5 protein-coding genes are annotated in these 3,949 nt (G+C 56.8%); 3 read left to right on the top strand and 2 right to left on the bottom strand.

What is annotated here, in order from left to right:
• Positions 1–267 precede the first annotated feature (267 nt).
• Together HMPREF3169_RS08350 and HMPREF3169_RS08345 are read left to right on the top strand one after the other, a co-directional pair.
• Positions 268–1,158, top strand: coding sequence for a cation diffusion facilitator family transporter (locus tag HMPREF3169_RS08350; RefSeq protein ID WP_005328806.1), 891 nt, complete (start codon positions 268–270; stop codon positions 1,156–1,158).
• Between the two features lie 30 nt (positions 1,159–1,188).
• Positions 1,189–1,371, top strand: coding sequence for a hypothetical protein (locus HMPREF3169_RS08345; protein ID WP_005324624.1), 183 nt, complete (start codon positions 1,189–1,191; stop codon positions 1,369–1,371).
• Between the two features lie 186 nt (positions 1,372–1,557).
• Here HMPREF3169_RS08345 and HMPREF3169_RS08340 read toward each other — a convergent pair whose 3' ends face one another.
• Complete coding sequence (locus HMPREF3169_RS08340; protein WP_141744842.1) at positions 1,558–1,848, bottom strand: hypothetical protein; 291 nt, start codon at positions 1,846–1,848, stop codon at positions 1,558–1,560.
• Between the two features lie 103 nt (positions 1,849–1,951).
• Positions 1,952–3,295, bottom strand: coding sequence for an IS256 family transposase (locus HMPREF3169_RS08335; protein WP_062035649.1), 1,344 nt, complete (start codon positions 3,293–3,295; stop codon positions 1,952–1,954).
• Between the two features lie 114 nt (positions 3,296–3,409).
• Here HMPREF3169_RS08335 and HMPREF3169_RS08330 point away from each other — a divergent pair.
• A partial coding sequence (locus HMPREF3169_RS08330; protein ID WP_148132115.1) for a transposase occupies positions 3,410–3,949 on the top strand: 540 nt, incomplete at its 3' end.

Genomic DNA, 3,949 nt, shown 5'->3' with positions numbered 1-3,949 from the left:
CAACCGAGTACGAACACTCGATAGGAATCAGAAAGGACCTGACCCCATGAAGTAACTAACCGTGTACCCGCCCCACAACACGCCGAACGGACACACATTCTGCTACTTAACCCTACTTTTTGGTTGTTCATGTTTCAGCTTCTCTACACATTCAAAGGACAACTGCACAATGACCTAAATCAGGCCGACTTGGCCTCAGTGGCTGCGCTTACCGCCATCCATTTTCATTTAATTGTCAATAAGCGTCGGCGGGGATAGGCTGAGTGCATGGCACACGAGCACCACGACCACGATCACTCCAGCACGCCGCTGCGCGCACTCTTGATTGCGCTAGGCATTACCGGCACCGTCTTCTTCGCGGAGCTGATCGGCGGCTGGTTGGCGGGTTCGATGGCGCTGATGGCGGATGCGATGCACATGCTTTCCGACGCTGCGGGGTTGATCATCGCGGTGTTAGCGGTGTTGGTTGGGCGCCGACAAGCATCGGCTCAGGCCACGTACGGCTACCGACGAGTGGAGGTGCTTGCTGCACTGGCGAACGCAGTGATGGTGCTGGCGATCTCGGTGTGGATTGTCGTCGAGGCGGTGCGCCGCCTGCAGAGCCCGGCCGAAGTGCAGGGAAAAACGATGCTGATCATCGCGGTGATCGGCCTGGTGGCGAATGCGCTATCGGCGTGGGTTCTGCACCGGCACCGCAAATCCTCGATCAACGTGGAGGGCGCGTTCTTGCACGTGTTAGTGGATATGCTCGGCTCGGTCGCAGTAATCGTGGCCGGCATCGTGGTACTGACCACGGGGTTTGTGGCGGCGGACGTGATCGCCTCCCTAGCGATCGCGGCGATGGTGCTGCCGCGCGCCTGGCAGCTCATGCGGCTTTCGGCGAGCGTGCTGCTCGAGCAAGTCCCGGCGGACTTCGACGCCAGTGCGATCGAGCCCGCGCTGCGGCAGGTCGAGGGCGTTGCTGACATCCACGACCTGCACCTGTGGAGCCTGGACGGCGTGAACGTGCTCACGACCGTGCATATCGTGCGCGACGGCACCGTCGGCACCGGCCCGCTGTTGGATGCCGCCCAGCAGGCCCTGCGCGAACACGGTATCGAGCACTCCACCATCCAGATTGAGCACCCAGAGCACGAATCCCACGAGACGGTGTGCTGATTCCCTTCTAACCTGACTTAGGCCAATTTTGTGCGGAAGTTCGCGGCCGGTGATTACTTGGATGGTGGCAGTGAGGTCGGGCGGGAATGGTACGGCGGCGTGAATGGTTTCGCCGCCAACGACGAGTTGAAAGCTGCGGTATTTCTTGAGTGTTCTCACGAGGCGTTTGATGAAGTGACCACTGCGGGTCTCCATCAGGTGGGTCACGGCTAGTGCTGCCATCACAATATTGAGATGTGCTGTGATCGAGTTTTGTTTCCTCGCATAGATTGGGCGTGCTTTCAGGTCTGATTTCGACATCCGATACGACATTTTCAATGTGGAATAGCCTGCGGTAATGCCTGATAACCTCCTGGGCGGGAAGAGCGGTCAGGTCGGTTTCATAGCCTTTAATTCCGGCTAGGGCTCGGTGTTTGCAGCGAGAGCGTAGTTGACCTTCTTGTTCGGGGTGGAAAGATCGAAATAGCGGTTGCGCTTAATGGCGATTTCGCCGTCAACAGCGCGTTTGGCTTTTGCGACTTGCTCTTTGATTCCGCGCAGGCCGCGTCTGGCCCGATCATAGGAGTACTGGAAGTGGGTCACCGTATTCGGGGTTGTGTGTTTGCGCGCATCGCTTGCCGAGGCTTGTGTCCAGATCTGGCCGTGGGCGTAGGCTTCACCAGGGATTTCCCGCCGCCAGGTTTCAATCACCTCAGGCACGGTGGGGTTTCACCGACAAAATGTAGTGCAGACCTGCATCTATCAATGCTTGCTTGTTCGGAGGGTGTCAAGTTGTTTGTGTGTGGGGCTAGGTTTATAGGTATTTGTCGAAGCGGTCGGGGTAGGCAACGGCCATTTGGTTGATGGCTTGTTTCCAGCCGGAAACTCGGGCTCCTTCCATGAGTCTGCCGGCTGTCGCTGAGACTCGTTTGCCTTGCTTTGCCCTCTTTGCGGCTCGTTTGTCTTCGATGTTGCAGGTCATCAACCACAGCGTCTTTATCGCTGATTCATCGTTGGTGAACTGCACCCTGTTGCGGGTAGCTTTACGCAGTTCATTGTTAAACGACTCAATGGAGTTCGTCGTATAGATTACCTTTCTGGCTGCTGGTGGGAACTGCAGAAACGGTACGAAACGCGCCCACGCATCACGCCAGACCTTGACTGAGCGGGGATACTTCTCACCCAGCTCGGAGGCTTCAAATTCGTCTAAAGCAACCTGTGCTGTGGGCTCGTCCGTGGCAGTGTAAATCTTTTTCAACGCGGCTGATACGCCCCGGCGATCCCCGTAGGCTACCCACCGGTTAGCGGCGCGAATCAGGTGCACGATACAGGTTTGCACCATAGAGTTCGGCCAGGTTGCCTCAACTGCCTCTGGCAGGCCTTTCAGCCCGTCACAGCAGACGATAAAGACGTCCTTGACCCCACGGTTAGAAAGGTTGGCGCATACCTGCGCCCAGAATGAAGCGCCTTCTTCCTTGGCAATCCACAATCCTAAAATGTGCTTAATACCGTTGAGATCCACGCCGATTGCCATGTACGCAGATTTGTTGACTACTCGGCCGTCGTCGCGGACTTTAATGCGCAACGCGTCCAGGAAAACCACGGGGTAGAACTCGTCTAGCTGGCGGTTTTGCCAGACCATGACCTCATCGAGCACGGCGTCAGTAACCGCAGAAATCGTCTCATGGGAAATATCGACACGCATCGACGTTGCCATATGGTGCTGGATGTCCCTAATTGTCATCCCACCGGCGTACAAGCTGACGATCATGTCATCGACATCAGTCAAGCGCCTAGAACCTTTAGGGACCATAGTCGGCAAGAATGTTCCAGCCCGATCCCGAGGGACATCAACGGTGACTGGCCCGTAGTTAGAATCCACGGTCTTTGGATACGACCCGTTGCGGTAATTGTCTGTTCTAGCTGCAGCTTTAGCGCTCCTGTCGCCAGACTCGTAGCCCAGGTGGGCATCCATTTCAGCGTTGAGTCCCCTGGTAATCGAGGCTTGTAACATGCCGCGAACTAGGTCGTTGGCATCCGTTGTGGACGTGCCTAGGTCATCAATCAGTTTCGCGATGTCAGGGTTAGCAAGCAGCTTCTTTTCAATCGCATCAATCTTGGCCTTATTAGCCGGATCTCGTCTCGCCACAGTAGTCATTCTGGTCCATCTCCTTATGCGGGTTAGGTACCCACACACAAACCATCAGACACTCTCTGGTGTGCTTTCCGGGTGAGTAAAAACAGGCCACGATGCCCGGTATGTGCTGGGCAAATGAAGAAAAACGGAACCACATCCAAAGGCACAACCAGGTGGCGGTGCAAAGACCCGAACTGCGGCAGCTCCACGACACGAACTCGCACCGATCTCACGCAGGCCTGCGACTTCAAAGCCTTCATCTCCTATGTCACCTCCACAGCGACGTTGTCTGAACTCGCCGGGCAACAAAGGGTGAGTCGTTGGACACTTGATCGCCGATTCGAACCGTTTTGGCTCATCGACGTCCCCAACGACGGTGCCCCGCAGCGCGTCTACGATCAGATCTTCATCGACGGCACCTACACCGCGGCTGGCTGCCTACTTGTGGCAGCCAGCCGCGACCACGTCATTGCATGGCACTGGACCAAACACGAAACAGCCCACGCATACACGCAGCTACTTCGCAAAATCGCCGAACCACTCTGCGTCGTCCTCGACGGCGGACAAGGCGCACTCACCGCGATTAAAGCCTGCTGGCCAAACGCGATGATTCAGCGTTGTCTCGTCCATGCACAACGCGTCATCCGCCGCTACACCACTCACGGCCGCGCACCG

The sequence above is a fragment of the Corynebacterium sp. HMSC08C04 genome (assembly GCF_001807495.1).
Lineage (GTDB): Bacteria > Actinomycetota > Actinomycetes > Mycobacteriales > Mycobacteriaceae > Corynebacterium > Corynebacterium simulans.
This window is presented reverse-complemented; position numbering and strand designations above follow the sequence as displayed.